Genomic DNA, 536 nt, shown 5'->3' with positions numbered 1-536 from the left:
ACAACATAATGTCTCACCCAAGCGATTTCGAGTGAGGTTACGCGCGCTACTTTGGCTCAGAGAGTGGTTTTTTCCGCCGAAGGAATCTGGTCTGCTTCCTCGGTGTCATTCCTGTGCAGCAGGATGGGTTGGCGGGTAAAACCTTTCACGCCCGAAATCTCGTGCTCGTCGCGGTTGATGTCGATCGGGCTTTGGGCATAGATCGAAATCAGGCGCGACAGCGAGAGAAGCGCGTCCATATGGATGCGTTCATAGCCATGCGATGCATCGACGCCGAATGTCACGAGCGCGGTGCGTACATCGTGACCGGCCTCCAGTGCCGAGGCGGAATCCGAGCGGTAGTAGCGGAAAATGTCCTTCTGGAACGGAATGTCGTTCTCGCGGCAGAGGGAAACGAGCTTTTTCGTCAGATGGTAATCGAAAGGCCCGGTCTGGTCCGCCATGGCGACGGTCACGCCGAATTCGGAGGAGTTCTGTCCAGGAGCGGTCGTGCCATTGTCGATCGTGACCATGGAGGCGATTTCCGGCGTAACCAC

At 56.9% G+C, this 536-nt stretch carries 1 pseudogene; it reads right to left on the bottom strand.

Annotated features, from left to right (window positions below):
* Positions 1-56 precede the first annotated feature (56 nt).
* Positions 57-536, bottom strand: a pseudogene (locus tag AB1462_RS31635) (osmoprotectant NAGGN system M42 family peptidase); the annotation flags it as partial.

The organism is Pseudomonas sp. SB113, assembly GCF_040754745.1.
Taxonomy (GTDB): Bacteria; Pseudomonadota; Gammaproteobacteria; order Pseudomonadales; family Pseudomonadaceae; genus Aquipseudomonas; species Aquipseudomonas grimontii.
Note: the sequence above shows the minus strand (reverse complement) of the source record. Positions and strands in the feature narration are given on the sequence as shown.